The organism is Methylobacterium sp. DB0501, assembly GCF_011043735.1.
GTDB lineage: Bacteria > Pseudomonadota > Alphaproteobacteria > Rhizobiales > Beijerinckiaceae > Methylobacterium > Methylobacterium alsaeris.
In genome coordinates this window covers 273,502-286,858 of record NZ_JAAKGV010000002.1, presented here as the reverse complement: position 1 = coordinate 286,858, position 13,357 = coordinate 273,502, and the positions used below count along the sequence as shown (strand labels likewise).

General features: G+C 73.1%; 13 protein-coding genes. 8 read left to right on the top strand and 5 right to left on the bottom strand.

The genetic code is table 11. The features are described from left to right. Positions 1-57: 57 nt before the first annotated feature. Positions 58-405 carry a hypothetical protein gene (locus tag G4G93_RS05145; protein WP_165081839.1) on the bottom strand — a complete coding sequence of 116 codons (348 nt, stop codon included), beginning with the start codon at positions 403-405 and terminating at the stop codon, positions 58-60. A 47-nt stretch (positions 406-452) separates the two neighbouring features. Between G4G93_RS05145 and G4G93_RS05140 the strand changes: the two genes are divergently transcribed. The 4 genes from G4G93_RS05140 (at position 453) to G4G93_RS05125 (ending at position 3,404) form a co-directional block, all read left to right on the top strand. Beyond that, a complete protein-coding gene (locus tag G4G93_RS05140) occupies positions 453-1,472 on the top strand; it encodes a DUF817 domain-containing protein (protein ID WP_206289527.1) in 1,020 nt (339 codons plus the stop codon). 8 nt (positions 1,473-1,480) lie between these two features. Continuing rightward, a complete protein-coding gene (locus G4G93_RS05135; RefSeq protein WP_165081837.1) occupies positions 1,481-2,599 on the top strand; it encodes a S1C family serine protease in 1,119 nt (372 codons plus the stop codon). Positions 2,600-2,663: 64 nt separating this feature from the next. Continuing rightward, positions 2,664-2,924 (top strand): hypothetical protein, encoded by a 261-nt coding sequence (locus G4G93_RS05130; RefSeq protein ID WP_312891718.1) that lies wholly within the window; start codon positions 2,664-2,666, stop codon positions 2,922-2,924. Positions 2,925-3,047: 123 nt separating this feature from the next. Then, on the top strand, positions 3,048-3,404 hold the full coding sequence (locus tag G4G93_RS05125) for a hypothetical protein (RefSeq protein WP_165081835.1): 357 nt from the start codon (positions 3,048-3,050) through the stop codon (positions 3,402-3,404). A 109-nt stretch (positions 3,405-3,513) separates the two neighbouring features. On the opposite strand, the gene G4G93_RS05120 is transcribed toward G4G93_RS05125, so the two are convergent. After that, positions 3,514-4,827: an FAD-dependent oxidoreductase gene (locus G4G93_RS05120; protein ID WP_165081833.1), complete on the bottom strand. Its 1,314-nt coding sequence runs from the start codon at positions 4,825-4,827 to the stop codon at positions 3,514-3,516. 133 nt (positions 4,828-4,960) lie between these two features. Here G4G93_RS05120 and G4G93_RS05115 point away from each other — a divergent pair, with 133 nt between their 5' ends. Further along, the gene (locus G4G93_RS05115) at positions 4,961-5,443 is read left to right on the top strand and encodes a GNAT family N-acetyltransferase (protein ID WP_165081830.1); all 483 of its coding nucleotides are present in this window, start codon (positions 4,961-4,963) and stop codon (positions 5,441-5,443) included. Positions 5,444-5,595: 152 nt separating this feature from the next. Here the strand turns inward: G4G93_RS05115 and G4G93_RS05110 are convergent, their stop codons facing one another. From G4G93_RS05110 to carA, 3 genes are all read right to left on the bottom strand, one after another. Continuing rightward, on the bottom strand, positions 5,596-6,288 hold the full coding sequence (locus G4G93_RS05110) for a class I SAM-dependent methyltransferase (protein WP_165081828.1): 693 nt from the start codon (positions 6,286-6,288) through the stop codon (positions 5,596-5,598). Positions 6,289-6,317: 29 nt separating this feature from the next. After that, the gene (locus G4G93_RS05105; RefSeq protein WP_165081826.1) at positions 6,318-6,689 is read right to left on the bottom strand and encodes a hypothetical protein; all 372 of its coding nucleotides are present in this window, start codon (positions 6,687-6,689) and stop codon (positions 6,318-6,320) included. A 139-nt stretch (positions 6,690-6,828) separates the two neighbouring features. Further along, complete coding sequence (gene carA, locus G4G93_RS05100) at positions 6,829-8,043, bottom strand: glutamine-hydrolyzing carbamoyl-phosphate synthase small subunit (RefSeq protein ID WP_165081824.1); 1,215 nt, start codon at positions 8,041-8,043, stop codon at positions 6,829-6,831. A gap of 162 nt (positions 8,044-8,205) precedes the next feature. Between carA and G4G93_RS05095 the strand changes: the two genes are divergently transcribed. From G4G93_RS05095 to G4G93_RS36555, 3 genes are all read left to right on the top strand, one after another. Then, a complete protein-coding gene (locus tag G4G93_RS05095) occupies positions 8,206-8,658 on the top strand; it encodes a GatB/YqeY domain-containing protein (RefSeq protein WP_165081814.1) in 453 nt (150 codons plus the stop codon). A 454-nt stretch (positions 8,659-9,112) separates the two neighbouring features. Then, the gene (locus G4G93_RS36385; RefSeq protein ID WP_165081812.1) at positions 9,113-11,206 is read left to right on the top strand and encodes a methyl-accepting chemotaxis protein; all 2,094 of its coding nucleotides are present in this window, start codon (positions 9,113-9,115) and stop codon (positions 11,204-11,206) included. A 145-nt stretch (positions 11,207-11,351) separates the two neighbouring features. Further along, a complete protein-coding gene (locus tag G4G93_RS36555; RefSeq protein WP_312891716.1) occupies positions 11,352-13,265 on the top strand; it encodes a M23 family metallopeptidase in 1,914 nt (637 codons plus the stop codon). The last annotated feature ends 92 nt before the right edge of the window (positions 13,266-13,357 follow it).

Genomic DNA, 13,357 nt, shown 5'->3' with positions numbered 1-13,357 from the left:
CTTATAGGCCCCGGTGCCGCTGCGGCCAATGGGTGGAAGGTCGAGGGTCGGGTGTGATCAGCGCACCTCACTCCCCGCCATCGTCCCGCGCGCCCGTGCCCGCGCCCAATCGCGCCGCCGCTGGTCGGCCTTCGACTCCGCCGCCTCGCGCTCCGCCGGGACGGTGGCGTAGAAATCCGCGACCGCGGCCCCGCCGTGGACGCGCTGGCCGCGGCCGGCCTCCTGCCGCAGGCGCCAGCAGCCGAGCGCCTGGCGCTCGCCGTCGCTCCGGGCGCGGGTGCAAGCCTCGGCCCGACGGTCGCGGGGCGAGGCGTCGGCGGCTCCCGGGAGGGCCGTCAGTACGAGGGGGGCCAGGAGGGCGAGACGGGCAGAGACGCGAGGAGACGGCGACGGCTTGCGGAGCATTCCGGACCTTTCGTATGGGGAGGTCTCAAGCCTAGAGACCCGTGCCCATGCCTGCAACCTTGCCGGGTCCCCGCTCGTCGGACAGCGCCGCGCGGCTGTGGGCGCCGCTCGCCGGTCTCGCCGCGAGGGAACAGCGGCTCGGCGCCTGGGCGCTGGCCCGCGGCCCGGTCGCGGCCGGGTTCTACGAGTTCCTGCGCTTCGGGGTGAAGCAGGGCTGGGCCTGCCTGTTCGGCGGGGCGTTGTGCGGGCTCCTGATCGTCACCCACCTCGCCTGGCCGGCCGGCGCGCCGGTCGCGCGCTACGATGCCCTCACCCTCGCGGCGGTCGCGATCCAGGTCGCGATGCTGGCCTTCCGCCTCGAGACCTGGGAGGAGGCCAAGGTCATCCTGGTGTTCCACGCCGTCGGAACCGCCATGGAGCTGTTCAAGACCGCGATGGGCTCCTGGGTCTACCCCGATCCGAGCTGGCTTCGCCTCGGCGGCGTGCCGCTCTTCACCGGCTTTCTCTATGCCAGCGTCGGCTCGTACCTCGCCCGGGTCTGGCGTCTGTTCGATTTCCGCTTCACCCGCCACCCGCCGCTCCCGGCCCTGATCGTCCTGTCGCTGGCGATCTACGTGAATTTCTTCACCCAGCACGCCGTCATCGACCTGCGCCTCGTCCTGTTCGCGGCGGCGGCCGCCCTTTTCGGCCCGTGCGTGATCCATTTCCGGGTCTGGCGGGTGTACCGACGCATGCCGCTGCTCCTCGGCCTCATCCTCGTCACCCTGTTCATCTGGTTCGCCGAGAATATCGGCACGGCGACCCGCGGCTGGATCTACCCGCACCAGGCCGCCGGCTGGGCGGCGGTGTCGCCGCAGAAGTTCGGCTCGTGGTTCCTGCTGATGATCATCTCCTACACCCTGGTGGCGCTGGCGAGCCGGCCCAAGGGAGTGATCAAGGCGCCGACCGGGACGTTCACCACGGCGGAGGCCCGTCCGAGCGTGGCCATTGACGTCGCATCCCCCCGGCCCACTTCCCCGCCAGCCGTCGCCGGTTCCCTGTCGGCCGGTTCTTTTTCATCGGAGTGACGCAACCGGTGCCCGATCGCTTCCTGCGGGTCGCCCTGACCACCGCCCTCGTGCTGCTGGCGCTGTTCGTGGCGCAGCCCTACGTCACCAGCCTGCTGTTCTCCGCCGATACGCCCCGCGCGGTGACGGCGCGGGGCGACCTGTCGCCGATCGAGGCCGCGACGGTCGCCCTGTTCGAGCGCGCGGCGCCGTCCGTGGTCTACGTCTTCGCGCGCCAGCCGCAGGGGTCGGTGACCTTCGATCCCGAGACCGGCGAGCGCCGGCAGGGCGGCGGCGAGCAGACCGGCTCGGGCTTCGTCTGGGACGCCGCCGGCCACGTCGTCACCAACAACCACGTCATCCAGGGCGGCGGCGACATCCAGGTCCGGCTGTCCACCGGCGAGGTGGTGCCCGCGACCCTGGCCGGCACCGACCCGAACTACGACCTCGCGGTGCTCAAGCTCGGACGGGTCACCGCCGCGCCGCCGCCGATCGCCATCGGCACCTCCGCCGACCTCAAGGTCGGGCAGTTCACCTACGCGATCGGCAACCCGTTCGGCCTCGACCACACCCTGACCACCGGCGTGGTGAGCGCGCTCCAGCGCCGGCTGCCGACCGCGGAGGGCCGGGAACTCTCCGGGGTGATCCAGACCGACGCGGCGATCAATCCGGGCAATTCCGGCGGCCCGCTGCTCGATTCCGCCGGGCGGCTGATCGGCGTCAACACCGCGATCTTCTCGCCCTCGGGCGCCAGCGCCGGCATTGGCTTCGCGATTCCCGTCGACGTGGTCAACCGCGTGGTGCCGAACCTGATCCGCACCGGCCGCACGCCCACGCCCGGCATCGGCATCGTGGCGGCGAGCGAGGACGCGGCGGCGCGGCTCGGCATCGACGGGATCGTGGTGGTGCGGGTGCTGCCGGGCTCGCCCGCCGCCGCCGCGGGCCTCCAGGGCGTCGACCCGGCGACGGGCGAACTCGGCGACATCATCATGGGGGTGAACGGCCGCCCGGTGCGCCGCCTCGCCGACCTGACCGCGGCGCTCGAGGCCAGCGGCCTCGACCGCAGCGTAATGCTCCAGGTCGAGCGCGACGGGCGGGCGATCACCCTGTCGGTCACCCCGGCCGATATGGGCCAGCGCCGGCGCTGACGGGGCGGTCGCGCCGCGGGGACGAAGACGCTATCCTGGCGCCCGTCCTCGCCGGAGCCCCTCCGTGACCCACCGCCTGCTCGCCGCCCTCCTGATGACGGCCGCCGCCCTGCCGGCCATGGCGGGCGAGCGGGGCGCGCAGCGGCCCCGCCTGTGCCCGCAGGACGCGCCGCCCGGCGTGCGCCTGCCCGACCGGCCGGAATGCCGCGAGACGCCCCCCGCCGCCGTCCGGGCGACGGCGCCGGGCTTCATCGACCTCGGCAACGGCACCTCGCTGCGCGTGAGCGGCCGGGCCGCCGTGGAGTTCGGCACCGTCAGGCGGTAGGCTTTCCTCGTCGGGGTCAAGCCGACCGTCGTCCTTCGCCGAGAATCGCGCACCCGTGCCCTGCCGCGCCGGAACCCTCCGGGCCGCCGGGGCATTCGCTGTTCAGGCGAGACGGAGGGCGCGATGATCCTGGCAGCCTGCGAGGGCCGGCACTGGCAGTACGAGATCGTCGAGCATGCCGACGGCTACGTCGTGCGGATGCGCGATCTCGAATCCGGCGATCTCGACGACGACGGGGTCACGGTGTTCCGCACCATGCCGGTCGCCTTCGCGTTCGCGGCGATGTCGGCGGCCTTCGACCGCTTCACCGCCTCGACCGACGAGGAGGCCGACGACGTCCAGATGGCGACCGACTTCGCGGTGACGGAGCGCGCCTTCAGCGATCTCAGCAGCCGCCTGTGCGACGGCGGCGTCGCCGGCCGTCTGGTCCAGGCCTGGGAGCGCCAGCCGGCGGAAGGCCCGCGGCTGACGCTGCACTGATGCAAGTCTCCGGAAAATTCCTTCCGGACATTGTGCCGTGAGCCCGCGCGGCGCCTGAGGGAAGCCGATATCCGCATCGCGAAGCGATCGGTCGGACATCGTATGACCCTCACGACCCGAACCGCTTCAGCACTTCCCCGGCCGCCCGCTCGCCGTCGAGCGTCGCGCCGCCGACGGTCATCGCGCCTCCGCCGGCCAGGGCCTCGCCGGCGAGAAAGATCCGGTCGGCCACCGGCACCCGCAGAGCCTCGCGGGCGGCGAGGTGGCCCGGGCGGGCGATCGAGTAGCTGCCATGCGCGTAGGGGTCGGTCCACCAGGCGGCCAGGCGCCCCGCGGTGACGGCCGGGCGGATCCCGGCCCCGAAGACGCTCGCCAGATGGTCGGTGACGGCGGCGACCGCTTCGCCCTCCCCGGCCTCGCACAGGGCGCGGGCGCCGTCGCCGCCGCAATGGAACACCGCCAGCGGCTTCCCGAACGGCTGCATCTCCAGGTAGGTGGTCAGGCCGGGCGTGCCGCTCGTCAGGATCACCGCGTCGCGCAGGTCTTGATCCCGCAGGCGGGCGGGATCGAGGGCGAGCCCGATCTTGGTGTAGGCGCCCATGCGCAATCCCGCCACGGCCTCGGCGGTCGCCGCGGGAAGGTCGGGGATGAAGCGAAGGGAGCCCGCCGCCAGCACGCCGACCGGCACCGTCGGAATCGCGTAGGCCGCCCGCAGGGTGCCGCGGGGGGTTTCGACCGCGACGCCGGGGCCGCGCCAGTCGATCGCGGTGGCGGGGGTGGCCAGCCGCACCGGCAGGTCGGCGTAATGCCCGGCCACCAGGGCGCCGTAGCCGTCGACCCAGATGTCGTCGCCGGACCAGAGCTGGTCGTAGTCGGCGCAGGAGACCCGGTCAGGCTCCTCGCCGAGGGTGAGGCGGGTGAGCCCGGTCGCGGCGGCCCGCGCCGCCTCGTCCTCGCCGGACACCGCCGCGGCCACCGAGCGGTCCGGCGCCGCCGGATGGTCGAGCAGGCTGCTGACCCGGCCGAACCCGGCCCGGCGCTGGCGCCGCTCGGCCTCGCTCGCCCGGACGCCGTCCTTCACCAGGACCGGCCAGGGGCTGGTCGCGTCGTCGCTGGTGCGCACCTTGGCCGCCCGGGCGATCTCCCGCCACGGGTTGCGCTCGGCCCAGTGCACGTATTGTCCGCCGGCATCGAAGCTGCGCCCGGCACCGAGCGAGGTATCGGTGAAGGCCCGGCCGCCGATGCGGCCGCGCGCCTCCAGCACCACGACGCTGTGGCCGCCGCGCCTGACCGCTGCTGCCGCCGCGAGCCCGGCGGCGCCCGCGCCGATCACCACGACGTCGACATCGGCCGCGGCACGGGCCTTGGCGGAGGTCGCCAGCACGGCCGCCCCGGCCAGGAGGGAGCGACGCGACAGCGCCATCCCGGTTCTCCGTCTGAATTGCCTGTTCGTCCTCACCTCGGCGGCGGTGGAGCCCCGGCAAGGCGTACGCGGCGAAATATCGCCCGGCCGCCCGCGCTTCCGTCCCGGCGCCGTCGCCGTTATGAGCGGCGGCATGCTGATCCGCTCCGCCCGCCCCGACGACGCTCCCGCCCTCTGGTCGATCCTCGAACCGGTGATCCGTGCCGGGGAAACCTACACGCTCGATCCGGACATGACCGAGGCGCAGGCCCTTTCCTACTGGACGGGGCCGGACAAGGAGACCTTCGTCGCCGAGGAATCGGGAGAGATCGTCGGCACCTACTACCTGCGGCCGAACCAGGCCGGCGGCGGCCGCCACGTCTGCAATTGTGGATACATGACCCGCGCCGGGGCGACGGGCCGGGGCATCGCCCGGCGGATGGCCGAGCATTCGCTCGATCACGCCCGCTCGCGCGGCTATCGGGGCATGCAGTTCAACTTCGTCGTCAGCACGAACGAGCGCGCGGTGCGGCTGTGGCACTCCCTCGGCTTCGCGACCGTCGGCCGGCTGCCCCTGGCGTTTCGGCATCCGGTCCATGGTGACGTGGATGCGCTGGTGATGTTCCAGGCGTTGTAAGGTCTCGAGAATCCTCGAGGCGCGCCGGTTCTCTCGATGAAACCGAATCCCTCGTTGTCATCCCGGGTTCTTGCCTGCGGCGAGCCCCGGGATCGCGCGAGCCTTGTCAGCGTGCGTGCCGGCTCGACTTGCCGGATGCGGCAATCAGGCTCTCACACTCGCCCCGCGAACGCCATCCGCCCCTGATTATGCCCGAGATTCCGTGGCATCCGCTCGGCCCGGAAGCCGGCGGCGCGCAGCCGCGCCAGCATCGCCGCCTCGTCATAGCGGGCGAGCCCGAGCGTGCGGCGCAGGGTGCGGTAATCCGACAGCAGGGTGCGGGCGAGGCCGAGGATCGCTGCCGGCAGAAAGCCCTCCCGCCGGGCGAAGGCGAGGAGGGACGTGGCATCCGCGACGGCGCCGAGCTGCGGCGGGATCACGTCGGCGAGGATCAGGCGGCCGCCGGGCTTGAGCAGGCGCCGCCAGATGGCCAGGCAGGCCTCGAGCTCGGCGGCGGTGAGGTACTGGGCCAGGGAATTCGCCACGACGAGGTCGAGGCTGCCCGCGGGCAAGGCGGCGACATCCTCCGGCGAGAGGACGTCGATGCCGGAATGATCGGCGAAGCGGGCGGAGAGGGCCTCGCGCTGGCGCGGGGAGGCGTCGCAGAGCAGGAGCCGGCCGCAGGCCGCCGCGACACGGTCGGCGGAGAGGGCCTCGCCGCTGCCGTGGTCGAGGACGACGGCGTCGGGATGCGGCACCAGGGCCGCCATCTCCCCGGCCAGCCCGGCATAGTGCCGGGCCTTGTGGCGCGCATTGACGTAGATCGGGGTGTCGCGGTCCCAGAACTCGCGCCAGGAGGAAACCACGACGAGGAGCCCCCGACCCGGGCGGGCGATCAGCCGCCGATGAGCAGGACCGAGACGGCCCGGTCGATCGAGAGGTAGAAGACCGCGAAGGCGACCAGGGCGGCCAAAGCGAACTCGGCGGCGTCGTTCGGCAGGGCGCGCAGCTCGCGCAGGGTCTCGCGGCCGTAGACGGCGCCGAGCCAGGCCAGGGTCAGCACCACCGGCATCGCGAACAGGAACGACCAGGTGCTCTCGACCCGGCTCGCCATCGGGTCCATCAGCGCGCGGATGTTGCGCACCCACGGAGCCTGGATGGCGGCCGCCAGGGTGGTGACCCAGGCGAGACCCACGGCGATGCCGAGATGGGTCGTGAAGGTGCGGTGCAGGCGCGAGAAGCTGTCGGTCGCGGCGTGGTCGGTCACTGGGCAAGCCCCCGAATTCGCGGCCCCGCGACGATCGTTGACGGCGTCGTCGCTCCGGGGCGGGTACGGCCGGGAGAATCGGCCGCGAGTTCGGGTTTTTTGTGGCTGCGGCCGGAACCGGCCGCAACCTTTTTCCAAGTTACGCGTTGCTGCCCTTCGTCTCGCGCATGAGCGTGACGAACCGGTCGAACAGGTAGTGGCTGTCCTGCGGGCCCGGCGAGGCCTCGGGGTGGTGCTGCACCGAGAAGGCCGGACGGTCGGTCAGCGACAGGCCGCAATTCGAGCCGTCGAACAGCGAGACGTGGGTCTCGACGGCGTTCGCCGGCAGGCTCGACGGGTCGACCGCGAAGCCGTGGTTCATCGAGACGATCTCGACCTTGCCGGTGGTGCGGTCCTTCACCGGGTGATTGGCGCCGTGATGGCCCTGGCTCATCTTCACCGTGCGGCCGCCGAGGGCGAGGCCCATCAGCTGGTGCCCGAGGCAGATGCCGAAGGTCGGGACCTTCTTGTCGAGGAGGGCGCGGATCACCGGCACGGCGTATTCGCCGGTCGCCGCCGGGTCGCCCGGGCCGTTCGACAGGAAGACGCCGTCGGGCTTCAGGGCCAGCACCTCCTCGGCGGTGGCGGTGGCCGGCACGACGGTGACGTCGCAGCCCGCCTTCGCCAGGAGGCGCAGGATGTTGCGCTTCACGCCGTAATCGATCGCCACGACCTTGAGGCCCTCGCCCGCGGCGCGGCTGCCGTAGCCGGCGGGGTGCTGCCAGGCGGTCTCGCCCCAAGCCTGGGATTCGCGGCTCGTCACCGGCGGCACCAGGTCGAGGCCTTCCATCGGCGGCAGCGCGGCGGCCTTGGCCGTCAGCGCCTCGCGGTCGAAGCGGCCGGCCGGATCGTTCGCCAGGATCGCGTTCGGCATGCCGCGGTCGCGGATGAGCGCGGTCAGGGCACGGGTGTCGACGCCGGTGATGCCGACGATGCCGCGGGCCTTCAGCCAGCCGTCGAGATGGCGCGACGAGCGCCAGTTGGACGGATTGGTGACGGCCGAGGCGATCACCGCACCGCGCACGCCGGAGGCGGGCGCCGCGTCGAGGCTCTCGAGGTCCTCGTCGTTGGTGCCGACATTGCCGATATGCGGGAAGGTGAAGGTGACGATCTGCCCGGCATAGGACGGATCGGTCAGGATCTCCTGGTAGCCGGTCATCGCGGTGTTGAAGCAGACCTCGCCGGCGGCCTCGCCGGTGGCGCCAATGCCGAACCCCTCCAGGATCGTGCCGTCGGCGAGCACCAGCAGGGCGGTCGCGACGGGCTCGGCCCAGCCTTCGGGTTGCGCGGGGGCGGCCGCGTCGTCTTGCAGCATGATCGTGAACTCGCTTATGTCGCGGCCGGGCACGGCCGACGGGCGCGGCCGGCTGTTTACGGGGCCGGCAACAGCCCGGTCAATCTGGGGATGCCCCGGTATCCCCTCAAGTGCCCCGCCTTTCAAGTGTCTTGTACCACACGACAACACCAGGAGACCGGCATGCTGCGCCAGCGCCTCACCGCCGAGATGAAAGAGGCCATGAAGGCCGGCGACAAGGCGAAGCTCGCCACCGTCCGGCTGATCCAGGCCGCCCTCAAGGACAAGGACATTGAGGCCCGCGGCCTGGGCAAGGAGCCGTTGAGCGACGAGGAGATCTTCGCCCTGCTCCAGAAGATGATCAAGCAGCGCAACGAGTCGGCCGGCGTCTACGACCAGGGCGGCCGCCCCGAGCTCGCCGAGGGCGAGCGCGCCGAGGCCGCGATCATCGCCCGGTTCCTGCCCCAGCAGATGGACGAGGAGGAGACGCGCGCGGCGGTCCAGGCCGCCATCGCGGAGACCGGCGCGACCTCGCCGAAGGACATGGGCAAGGTCATCGCGGCGCTCAAGGGCGCCCATGCCGGCCGGATGGATTTCGCCAAGGCGAGCGCGCTCGTGAAGGCGGCCCTGGCCTGACGGCCGGTTCGGCGAGGTGCGGCGGTCGATCGGCACGGAGACCGGCGCCCCTCCCCGTGATCCCGGACGCCGTCGCCGGGAGCCTGTTCCACGGCCTCAGCGGCATCGACACCCCTCCGGGTCATTCCGGGGCCGCGCCGCGGCCCCGGGACGACGATCGCGGCTGGAAGCCGGTCGCCGCACTCGACGGAGCGGTCGAGGGGAGCATGCAGGCCACCGCGCCGGAGGGCCACGAAACGATGCCCGGACTCCCGCCGCGATCGATGTAGAATAATAATGCACATCTTCTCGGCAGGATGTGCTTCTCTTTTCGCCACCGTCCCCGTGCGTATCGCGCGGTTGACGTAGCGGTTACATCCTGCTTCCCTTAGGTATTCATTAAGCAGTTTGTTGTCACCTCATCACGGTTTTTCGAGGAAACCGCCACCGGTTTCCGGCCTCCCGGGGGTCCGTGGTGAAGTCGCTGTTATCCATCCGGGCCCTGGTGCTCGGGATCACGCTCGCGCTCGGGGCGATCGTCGGGGCGATGACGCTCGACGGCGTGCTCACCGCCTGGACCAGCCACCGCCACGCGCAGACCGTCGCCACCGCGGCGAAGCTCGACCGGCACATCCTCGACGCGATGCAGGCCTTCCGGTCGGAGCGCGGCGACACCGCGGCGACCCTGAACCTGTCGGGCGAGCCAGTCGCGGCGATGCGCACGGTCATCGCCGGGCATCGCGGGCGGGTCGATGCGGCGCTGCGGGCGCTGCTGGCCGCCCCCGCCGATCTCGACGTGCCGGGGCTCGGCGCGGCGCTCAAGGACCTCGAGGCCGGATATCGCGACCAGCTCGCCCTGCGGGTCCGGGCCGACGAGGCCTATGCTCTCGAGGCGGGCGCCCGCGACAAGGCCCTGGCCCCGCTCGTGCTGCAGACCGGCGACGCCGTGCTGGCCCGCCTGGAGCGGGTCTCGACGGCGCTCGAGCGGCGGATGGCCGGGCTCGATCCGGCGACCCGGCTCCTGAGCGGCGTCAAGAACAACGCCTGGGCGACACGGGCCACCGCCGGCTCGGCGGCCGTGGTGGTCAACACGGTCCTGTCGACCGGAAAGCCGCTGACGGCGGAGCAGGCCGAGGCGGTGCAGGTGCTGCGCGGCCGCTACGAGGCGGCGTGGGCCCGGGTCGAGCGGGCCGCCGCCGACCTGCCGCCCGCCATCGCGGCCTCGGTCGCGGCCGCCCAGGCCACTTACTTCACCCCGGAGGTGACGGCGGCGATCCAGCGCAACCTGCGTGCCTTCGCGCCCGGAGCCGAGGCGGCGATGACGCTGCCGGAGTGGCAGAAATTCATCACCCCGAGGCTCAACACCCTGGTGGCGGTGGCGACCGAGGCCCTGAGCGCCGGGGTGCGGGAGGCCGACGAAGCCGCCGAGGCGGCCGAACGCCGGCTCGCCGTCAACGCGGCCCTCTTCGCGGCGGCCCTCGCGCTGGTGGCCCTGGCCTGCGCCGTGGTGCACCTGCGCATCGCCGTGCCGATCCGGCGCATGACCGGGGCGATGCAGGCGCTGGCGGACGGCGACACCGCCGTCGCGGTGCCGGCGGCCGGCCGGGCCGACGAGATCGGCGCCATGGCCGCCACCGTGCAGGTGTTCAAGGACAACCTGATCCGCAACCGGGCGCTGGAGGAGGAGACGGCCCTCGCCCGCGCCTCGGCCGAGGAGCAGCGCAGGGCCGGCATGCGCCAGATGGCGGACGCCTTCGAGCACGCGGTCGGCGGCATCGTCGGCCAGGTCTCCTCCGCCGCCACCGAGCTCCAGGCCACCGCCGAGGTGATGTCGGCGGGTGCGAGCCGGACCGCCGGGCGCTCCACCGCCGTCGCCAGCGCCGCCGGCCGGACGGCGGAGAATGTCGGCACCGTCGCGGCCGCGGCGGAGGAGCTCGGCGCCTCGGTCGCCGAGATCGGCCGCCGGGTTTCCGGCTCGGCCACCCTCGCCCGCCACGCCGTCGACGAGGCCGCCGGCACCGCCGGCCACATGCGGGACCTGAGCGAGGCGGTCGCCCGGATCGGCGACGTGGTCGGGCTGATCTCGTCGATCGCCGGCCAGACCAACCTGCTCGCGCTCAACGCCACCATCGAGGCGGCCCGCGCCGGCGAGGCGGGGCGCGGCTTCGCGGTGGTGGCGGCCGAGGTCAAGGCCCTCGCCGGCCAGACCGCGAAGGCCACCGAGGAGATCACCGGCCAGATCGGCCGCATCCAGGGCAAGACCGGCGCCGCGGTGGCGGCGATCGAGACGGTCGCCGGCCGGATCGCCGAGATCGACCGGGTGTCGGTCGGGATCGCCTCGGCGGTGGCGCAGCAGGGGGATGCGACGCAGGAGATCGTCCGCAACGTGGCCGACGCCGCCTCCGGCACCCAGGCCGTGACCCGCACGATCGAGGCCGTGGCCGGTGCGGCGGAGGAGACCGGGGCCGCGGCGACGCAGGTCCTGGCGGCCTCCTCGGAACTGTCGCGGCAATCCGAGCAGCTCTCGGCCGAGGTGGCGCGCTTCCTCGCCACCGTGCGGGCGGCTTGAGCCGCCGCATCCGGTCGGCCGGAGCGGGCCTCGGTCTCAAAACCGTCAAGGTCCTGGCGCCAAGCGGGCGCGGCCGCCCCCGGCGATTCGCCCTCCGCGAATGGCCTCGGGGCGGCGTCCCGTTCTCACGCTAGAAGCGCCAAGAGTGTTCGTCGACGCGCCCTCCCTCCCCGGTTCCGCCGCCGCGGCACCGCCCCGGCAGGCCCTCAACCTGCGCTGGCTCGCCGGCAGCCTGCTCACCGGCGTCACCGGCGCCGGGCTGATCGGCGTCGCGCTCTATCTCGCCGCCGCCGACGGCATCGTGGCGGTGCCGCCTGAGCGGGCGGTGGCGCCGCACGGCGACGGGGGCTCCGGCGACGTCGCCCGCAAGGGCGACCGGCTGGTCCGCGACGAGATGATCGTCGCGGCCAAGACCGCCTTCAAGGCGCCGATGACCGAGCGCGCCGGCGAGCGCGAGGTGATCCGCGTCCACGCCTACGTGCAGATCGCCACCGAGCTTCCCTTGCGCGCGCCCGACCTGCCGGTGCCGCCCTTCGACCCCCTGCGCAGCGCCCGGATCGAGGCGCCGGCCCCGGTGGAGGGTGAGTCTGACCCGGCCGAGACCGCCGTGACCCTGGTGCGCAGCCCCCTCGGCGCGGCGGCGGTCGAGGCGGAGATCGAGAATGGCGCGCCCGCCCTCACGGAGGCCGAGGTCGACGCCCTGGTGGCCGAGACCCAGGCGCTGGCGGGAGGGTCGCTTGCGGGCGGGACGCTGCCGCCGGCCTTCCCGGCCGAGCGCCTGCTCTCGCGGGCCCTGAGGCCGGCCGCCCTTCCCGACGATGCGACGGCCGAGGCGCGCTTCCGCAACATCGAGGTGCGGATCCTGCCCGAGAACCTGACCGAGATCGCCGAGAGCGGCGCCGGCGGCGGGCAGGCGGCCGGTCCCGCGCTGTTCGAGGAGCGCGACCTCGTGCTGGCCAAGGACCAGAGCCTCGAAGACCTGCTGAAGCGCAACGGCGCCGAGCCGGCGCGGCGGTCGGCCATGATGGCCGCCTTGAGCGCCCGGGCGAAGGGCGACCTGCCCGAGGGCCAGCACGTGCGCCTGCTGATCGCCCCGCAGGGCGACGGCCCGGGCGATCACCACGCGCCCGAGAGCCGCGGCATCGCCCGGGTCACGCTCTACGGCGAGGACGGGATCCAGGAGATCGTGGCAGCCAACGATCGCGGCGGCTTCGTCTCGGTGGCGCCGCCCCGGCCGGGCAACACCCCGGACGACGACGAGGAATCCGGCGTCACCCTGTACGAGAGCCTGTACGGCACAGCCCTGAAGAACGGCGTGCCGCGCCCGATCATCGAGGAGATGGTCCTGGCGCTGGCGACCTCCACCGACCTGCAGCAGCGCACCAGTGCCGGCGACCGGGCCGAGCTGTTCTTCACCGAGGACGAGGATGCCCGGCCGGAACTGCTCTACGTCGGCCTGCACGTCCACGACGAGACCCTCGGCCTCTACCGCTACCGCGTGCCGGGCTCGGGCGAGATCGACTATCTCGACCCGAGCGGCCGGTCGAGCCAGAAATTCCTGATGCGGCGGCCCGTGGCGGAGGGGCGGATCTCTTCGCCCTTCGGTGCCCGCCTGCACCCGATCCTCGGCTATTACCGGCCGCATAACGGCGTCGACTGGGCGGCGACCCGCGGCACCCCCATCATGGCGACCGGCGACGGCACCATCGTGTCGGCCGGCGCCCGCTCGGGCTACGGCAACCGGGTCGAGATCCAGCACGCCAACGGCTACACCACCGCCTACAACCACATGGCCCGGATCGCCCGCGGCATCGCGCCGGGCGCCCGCGTGCGCCTCGGCCAGGTGATCGGCGCCGTCGGCACCACCGGCCTCTCCACCGGCCCGCACGTCCACTACGAGGTCGCGATCAACGGCCGCTTCGTCGATCCGATGAAGATCCGCCTGCCGAGCGCCCGCGAGCTGTCGGGCCAGAGCCTCGCCGCCTTCCGCCAGGCGGAGGAGCAGATCGATGCGCTCCGCCAGAAGCACGGGGGCAAGACGGTGGCGGAGCGGACGTGACGGGGCGGTCCACCCGATCGGGGACCCGGACCATCGTCGGATCGTGGCGCCACGTCACACGACCCGGCGCTTCCCTCGGGCCTCCTCCCACC

What these genes read in the sequence shown, in the direction of transcription:
- G4G93_RS05140 (WP_206289527.1), top strand. Translation starts at nt 453, where the DNA reads ATGCCTGCAACCTTGCCGGGTCCCCGCTCGTCGGACAGCGCCGCGCGG.
- carA (WP_165081824.1), bottom strand. Translation starts at nt 8,043, where the DNA reads ATGCTGCAAGACGACGCGGCCGCCCCCGCGCAACCCGAAGGCTGGGCC.
- G4G93_RS05145 (WP_165081839.1), bottom strand. Translation starts at nt 405, where the DNA reads ATGCTCCGCAAGCCGTCGCCGTCTCCTCGCGTCTCTGCCCGTCTCGCC.
- G4G93_RS05120 (WP_165081833.1), bottom strand. Translation starts at nt 4,827, where the DNA reads ATGGCGCTGTCGCGTCGCTCCCTCCTGGCCGGGGCGGCCGTGCTGGCG.
- G4G93_RS05125 (WP_165081835.1), top strand. Translation starts at nt 3,048, where the DNA reads ATGATCCTGGCAGCCTGCGAGGGCCGGCACTGGCAGTACGAGATCGTC.
- G4G93_RS05115 (WP_165081830.1), top strand. Translation starts at nt 4,961, where the DNA reads ATGCTGATCCGCTCCGCCCGCCCCGACGACGCTCCCGCCCTCTGGTCG.
- G4G93_RS05095 (WP_165081814.1), top strand. Translation starts at nt 8,206, where the DNA reads ATGCTGCGCCAGCGCCTCACCGCCGAGATGAAAGAGGCCATGAAGGCC.